Consider the following 1112-nt stretch of genomic DNA (forward strand, 5'->3'; position numbering starts at 1 on the left):
TTAATCGCAGTGATGGTATGGCCTGCATTTTCAAAGGTATCATTATTATTGACATCATAAGTAGCCACCGTGTCTTCATTCAGGGTTATGGCATCATTGGCAATATCCACAACTGGATTGACCGTGATGGCAATGCTGTCCGTATCGCTTAAGGCTCCGTCACTGGTGACTATGGTTAAGTTGTCAGCGCCGTTGTAATCGGCAATAGGATGGTAACTTAAACCATTTAATACGGTGTTAATATTATTTGGAGCACCCACCAGAGTCAGGTTACCCGTACCATTATTGCTGATGGTAACTCCTGCAGCAGCTGCAGCATCCACTGCGGCTGCTGAAAGTGTTAACGTACCATGATTCACAGAAACAGTCGTAGTGACCGAAGCACTGTCAATATCAGTCAAGCTGATGGCATTGCCATTGGCAGAGCTAAAGACCTGAGCAGTGTCCTCATTCGTCGTTTGGGCGCCAGGGAAGCTGTTAATTGGTGCGTCATTAACCGGATTGACTGTCAGGTTCACCGTAGCTGTTTCCGTAACCCCACCGGAAGTCACTGTGTAGGTAAAGCTGGTACTGCCGTTGTAATTGGCAATTGGCGTAAAGCTTAAGGTACCGTTAGCATTTAACAACACCGTACCGTTGGCCACGCCCACTGTGCCACCTACAGCAATGGACGTACCGTTAATCGCAGTGATGGTATGGCCTGCGTTTTCAAAGGTATCGTTGTTATTCACATCATAATTAGCCACCGTGTCTTCATTCAGGGTTATTGCGTCGTTGGCAATATCCACAACTGGATTGACTGTGATGGCAATGTTGTCCGTATCGCTTAAGGCGCCGTCGCTGGTAACGACCGTTAAGCTGTCTGCACCATTGTAATCGGCAACAGGGGTGTAGCTTAAACCATTTAAAGCGATGGTGATGTTGGCTGGAGATCCCACCAGAGTCACCGTTCCTGTTCCGTTATTCGTAATAGTCACCCCTGCTGTTGCCAGTGCCGTTAAGCTGCCGTGTGCCACAGAAATCGTGGTGGTTACAGAAGCACTGTCAATGTCAGTCAGGCTGATGGCATTGCCATTAGCAGAGCTAAAGACTTGAGCGGTGTCTTCATTCGT

The 1112-nt window shown here is 47.9% G+C and carries 1 protein-coding gene; it reads right to left on the reverse strand.

The features are described 5' to 3' along the window. A partial coding sequence (locus Lqua_RS02470) for an Ig-like domain-containing protein (RefSeq protein ID WP_193787171.1) occupies window positions 1-1112 on the reverse strand: 1112 nt, incomplete at both ends.

Origin of the sequence: Legionella quateirensis (genome assembly GCF_001467955.1) — a bacterium.
Lineage (GTDB): Bacteria > Pseudomonadota > Gammaproteobacteria > Legionellales > Legionellaceae > Legionella > Legionella quateirensis.